Consider the following 983-nt stretch of genomic DNA (forward strand, 5'->3'; position numbering starts at 1 on the left):
ATTGGGCTCCGCGGTCGGAGTGGAACACCGCCCCGCCGGCGACGTAGCCGCGGCGGTGGGCATCGGCCAGCGCGTCGACGATCAGGGACGTGCGCATGTGGTCGGCGGTCTGCCAGCCCACGACCATGCGGGTGGTCAGGTCGATGACCGTGGCCAGGTACAGCCAGCCCTGCTCGGTCTTCAAATACGTGATGTCGCCGACGAGGTGCGTGGTGGGCACCGGTGGCTGGAACCGGCGCCGCAGCAGATCAACGCGGGTGTCGGCATCATCGGAGGGGATCGTGGTGCGTTTGAACCCGTGGGGCTGAATCCCGGCGATGCCCAGCTCGCCCATGATTGTGCCGATCAGCCACAGCGACACCTGGTGCCCTTCTTCGCGCAGGTCGACTTGCAGGCGGCGAGCACCGTGGGCGCGGCGAGATGCCTTCCACAAGGCCTCAATCCGCTCGGCGAGCAACTCTCGCCGAGCGGCCCGGCTCTCGGCCGGCGGTGGGGTGCTCCGGCTGGCCTGCCAGGCGTAGTAGCCGGTGCGTTCGATGCCGAGCAGATCGCACATCACGGTGACCGGGTAGTTGCCTTCTTCAGTGTGGATCAGCTCGTATTTGCAGGTCACGGCTGTTCCTTCGCGAAGAAGGCCGCGGCTTTTTTTAAGAACGCGTTCTCGTCTCGCAGTCGCGCGATCTCCTTGCGCATCTCGAAGACGTCGTCGCTGTCAGGGTCTGGGGCCCTGCGATGCGAGCCCGAACCGGTGCCTTCGGTGCCGAGTTTCTTGGCGACCCACCGGCCCAGAGTGGATTCGTTGATGTCGAGGTCACGGGCTACGTCAGCACGGGAGCGGCCCAGTTCGAGCACCATCGCGACAGCGTCGGCTTTGAACTCATCGGTGAAGGACCGACGGTCCCTCCGCGGTGAGGTGGTGGTCATGTTCAGCAGGTTCCTTCCAAGATCGGGTTCTGCTGTCTACACCAACCATGACACCCCAG

2 protein-coding genes are annotated in these 983 nt (G+C 65.2%); both read right to left on the reverse strand.

Features of this window, described 5'->3' with window-relative positions; translation table 11 throughout:
• Positions 1-613, reverse strand: a 613-nt coding sequence (locus tag KIH27_RS22115; RefSeq protein WP_307856977.1) for an IS3 family transposase, incomplete at its 3' end; no start/stop codon positions are given.
• Complete coding sequence (locus KIH27_RS22120; protein WP_214095089.1) at positions 610-924, reverse strand: transposase; 315 nt, start codon at positions 922-924, stop codon at positions 610-612. The genes KIH27_RS22120 and KIH27_RS22115, both read right to left, overlap by 4 nt.
• Positions 925-983 lie beyond the last annotated feature (59 nt).

The organism is Mycolicibacter acidiphilus (genome assembly GCF_018455725.1).
In the GTDB taxonomy this organism is placed as follows: Bacteria; Actinomycetota; Actinomycetes; order Mycobacteriales; family Mycobacteriaceae; genus Mycobacterium; species Mycobacterium acidiphilum.